The sequence below is a fragment of the Rossellomorea arthrocnemi genome, assembly GCF_904424705.1.
GTDB lineage: Bacteria > Bacillota > Bacilli > Bacillales > Bacillaceae_B > Rossellomorea > Rossellomorea arthrocnemi.
Genome location: NZ_CAJGBF010000071.1, coordinates 1 through 302, shown reverse-complemented (window position 1 = coordinate 302; position 302 = coordinate 1). Strand labels below are relative to the sequence as shown.

General features: G+C 43.4%; 1 rRNA gene. It reads right to left on the bottom strand.

Annotated features, from left to right (window positions below):
• Positions 1 to 82, bottom strand: a 23S ribosomal RNA gene (locus BAA9072_RS24010); the annotation flags it as partial.
• Positions 83 to 302: the final 220 nt, after the last annotated feature.

Below are 302 nucleotides of genomic sequence, written 5' to 3'. Positions count from 1 at the left end.
CCCAAAGCATATCGGTGTTAGTCCCGTCCTTCGTCGGCTCCTAGTGCCAAGGCATCCACCGTGCGCCCTTCATAACTTAACCTAAATTTTGCTTTATCAGCTTCGAATCTCTTCGTCAGCTTCAGTCGTTCACATCCTCACGCACGCTAAGTGCGCTCCGGTGTTCACTCCTTCGCTTCCTCGACATCCGTGCTGCTAAATCAAAATTTGATCACTTACTAATTAAGGTTTAAAACCTAAAATGGCGATACTCGGTAATTTCTTGACTATCAATTTATCTTTATCTAGTTTTCAAAGAACAA